A 3,334-nucleotide genomic window follows, 5' to 3' on the forward strand; every position below is an offset into this window, starting at 1 on the left:
TGGTTGCGGGGACAGGATTTGAACCTGTGACCTTCAGGTTATGAGCCTGACGAGCTACCGGGCTGCTCCACCCCGCGACGGTCCGGTTAGGGACGTAAGGGTAGATGAGATTGTGAATGGGTTTAGATATCGTGTGATGCATGTCGCACGGGCTTCAATGCCTGGCGACGACCTACTCTTCCATCGCTTGAGCGATAGTACCATTGGCGCAGGCGGGTTTCACGGCCGAGTTCGGAATGGGATCGGGTGGGACACCGACGCTATAGCCACCAGGCAATGGAGCCGGTGCGACATGCGTCACTGTGATATCTGGGTCCCTCGAGGCTTGCCTTGCGGCGGGTCTTGAGGGTTTTAAAATCGATACCGTGCTTGGGTATAGTTGTATTTGTAACCAATCCCTCGACGGCGAGGGGATTGGCAATCTGGCGTCGTCTTAATCATCCGCACTATCGTCTGACGTGCTGGGCGAACCCAGTGTTGTCATTGATGGTGTGAGACTCTCAAGCGCGAATAGAGCAATTAGTATCGGTTAGCTCCATGCGTTACCGCACTTCTACATCCGATCTATCAACGTCGTGGTCTCCGACGGCTCTATGAAATCTTATCTCGAGGGAGGCTTCCCGCTTAGATGCTTTCAGCGGTTATCCCGTCCATACATAGCTACCCAGCTGCGCTCTTGGCAGAACGACTGGTACACCAGAGGTATGTTCAACCCGGTCCTCTCGTACTAGGGTCAACTCCTCTCAAATTTCGACGCCCACGGCAGATAGGGACCAAACTGTCTCGCGACGTTCTGAACCCAGCTCACGTACCACTTTAATTGGCGAACAGCCAAACCCTTGGGACCTGCTCCAGCCCCAGGATGTGATGAGCCGACATCGAGGTGCCAAACAACCCCGTCGATATGAGCTCTTGGGGGTTATCAGCCTGTTATCCCCGGCGTACCTTTTATCCGTTGAGCGATGGCCCTTCCACGAGGGACCACCGGATCACTATGACCGACTTTCGTCTCTGCTCGACTTGTCAGTCTCGCAGTCAGGCGGGCTTATGCCATTGCACTCTAACAGACGGTTTCCGACCGTCCTGAGCCCACCATTGCGCGCCTCCGTTACTCTTTAGGAGGCGACCGCCCCAGTCAAACTACCCGCCACAGAGGGTCCCTGTTCCGGCTTACGGAACGAGGTTAGACATCAGAAACAAACAGGGTGGTATTTCACCTATGGCTCCACATCAGCTGGCGCCGATGCTTCAAAGCCTCCCACCTATGCTACACAGTTTCTTCCTAATGCCACTCTGAAGCTGCAGTAAAGGTGCACGGGGTCTTTCCGTCTAACCGCGGGTACTCCGCATCTTCACGGAGAATTCAATTTCGCTGAGCATGTCCTGGAGACAGTGGGGAAGTCGTTACGCCATTCGTGCAGGTCGGAACTTACCCGACAAGGAATTTCGCTACCTTAGGACCGTTATAGTTACGGCCGCCGTTTACCTGGGCTTCATTTCAGAGCTTGCACCCCTCCACTTAACCTTCAGGCACCGGGCAGGCGTCAGGCCCTATACGTCGTCTTGAAGCCGACTTAGCAGAGCCCTGTGTTTTTGCTAAACAGTCGCTACCCCCTGGCCTGTGCCCCCTCAAAGTGCTTGCGCATAGTGAGGGCCTCCTTCTTCCGAAGGTACGGAGGCAATTTGCCGAGTTCCTTCAGGACACTTCTCTCAAGCGCCTTGGTATACTCTACCTGACCACCTGTGTCGGTTTCGGGTACGGTCTATACGGTGGGGCTATTTCCTGGAACCATTTCGAAGCCATCCCAATCCGATAAGGGATGACAACACACATGATCCGTCACACACCACCAGGCCCACGAATATTAACGTGGTTCCCATCGACTACCCCCTTCGGGCTCGTCTTAGGGGCCGGCTCACCCTGCGCGGATTAGCCTTGCGCAGGAACCCTTGGTCTTTCGGCGAGAGGGCATCTCACCCTCTTTATCGCTACTCATGTCTGCATTCGCACTTCCGATACCTCCACGACCCATTACCAGATCGCTTCACAGGCTTACGGAACGCTCCGCTACCGCGTACCACATAAGTGGCACACCCTAAGCTTCGGCACGTATCTTGAGCCCCGTTACATCTTCGCCGCAGGACCTCTTGTTTAGACCAGTGAGCTGTTACGCTTTCTTTAAAGGATGGCTGCTTCTAAGCCAACCTCCTGGTTGTTTTGGAAGTCCCACATGCTTTCCCACTTAGATACGATTTGGGGGCCTTAGCTGTAGGTCAGGGCTGTTTCCCTTTTGACGACGGACCTTAGCACCCGCCGTCTGTCTCCCGCATATCACTCTTAGGTATTCGGAGTTTGGTTAGGTTTGGTAGATCTCGCGACCCCCTAGCCCATCCAGTGCTCTACCCCCTAAGGTGTTCGTGCGAGGCACTACCTCAATAGTTTTCGCGGAGAACCAGCTATTTCCCGGCTTGATTGGCCTTTCACCCCTAAACACAACTCATCCGGTAACTTTTCAACGTTAATCGGTTCGGACCTCCAGTGCATGTTACTGCACCTTCATCCTGGTCATGCCTAGATCGCCGGGTTTCGGGTCTAATACATCAAACTCTGGCGCCCTATTCAGACTCGCTTTCGCTGCGCCTACACCTATCGGCTTAAGCTTGCTTGATACATTAAGTCACAGACCCATTATGCAAGAGGTACGCTGTCAGGCCATAAAAGCCCTCCAACTGCTTGTAGGCAATCCGTTTCAGGTACTGTTTCACTCCCCTCATCGGGGTGCTTTTCACCTTTCCCTCACGGTACTAGTTCGCTATCGGTCATGTACGAGTATTTAGGCTTGGAGGGTGGTCCCCCCATGTTCAGACAGAATTTCACGTGTTCCGCCCTACTCGAGTCCTGAATTCTCACTTTCGTATACGGGGCTGTCACCCGCTATGGCGTCACTTTCCAGAGACTTCTACTAGTTGAAATTCAGGCACTGGCCTGGTCCGCGTTCGCTCGCCACTACTAACGGAATCTCGGTTGATGTCTTTTCCTCCAGCTACTGAGATGTTTCAGTTCGCCGGGTTCGCTTCACGAAGCCTATTTTATTCAGCTAAGTGATACCTAACCTAATTAACCCAATACCCTGCGTTACCGCAGCGCTTGGATTAATCGGGATAGGTGGGTTTCCCCATTCGGAAATCGCGGGGTCAAAGCTTGCTCACAGCTCACCCGCGCTTATCGCAGCGTGCCACGTCCTTCATCGCCTGTACATGCCAAGGCATCCACGAATTGCCCTTACCTCACGCTTGAGAGTCCACACCACCAACGACATCACTGGGTGCGTTC

1 tRNA gene and 2 rRNA genes are annotated in these 3,334 nt (G+C 53.9%); all 3 read right to left on the minus strand.

The annotated features are described in order from the left end of the window. Positions 1 to 77: transfer RNA gene (locus sphsw_RS05630), tRNA-Met, on the minus strand. An 82-nt stretch (positions 78 to 159) separates the two neighbouring features. Then, a 5S ribosomal RNA gene (gene rrf / locus sphsw_RS05635) occupies positions 160 to 274 on the minus strand. A gap of 225 nt (positions 275 to 499) precedes the next feature. Next, positions 500 to 3,297: ribosomal RNA gene (locus sphsw_RS05640) — 23S ribosomal RNA — on the minus strand. Between the last annotated feature and the right edge of the window lie 37 nt (positions 3,298 to 3,334).

Source organism: Sphingomonas sp. FUKUSWIS1 (genome assembly GCF_000733135.1).
In the GTDB taxonomy this organism is placed as follows: domain Bacteria; phylum Pseudomonadota; class Alphaproteobacteria; order Sphingomonadales; family Sphingomonadaceae; genus Sphingomonas; species Sphingomonas aerolata.